Consider the following 266-nt stretch of genomic DNA (forward strand, 5'->3'; position numbering starts at 1 on the left):
GCAATCGAAGGTGTTGCGACGACCGGTTGAATTCGCCTTGGCTGCCGCGATCCGTATGGTGAATGCAGCCCTTGGGCGGGCGGCGCAGGGCTATGGCCATGTTCAGGGCCCGGATAGCAAGATCCCGTTTCAACCGGTTGCTCACGGCCCAACCGATGACACGTCTGGAATGCAGGTCTAAGGTCTGTGGACATTTAGCGCAATGCGATGATCGCTGCGGCCAGGTTCCATGAGGCTTGATAGCTGGTATCGGTTTTATCGTATCT

1 pseudogene is annotated in these 266 nt (G+C 57.1%); it reads right to left on the reverse strand.

The features are described from left to right. Nucleotides 1-181: pseudogene (locus ACXAIC_RS24895) on the reverse strand (DDE-type integrase/transposase/recombinase); the annotation flags it as partial. Nucleotides 182-266: the final 85 nt, after the last annotated feature.

The organism is Roseibium sp. AWQ4_254, assembly GCF_056161025.1.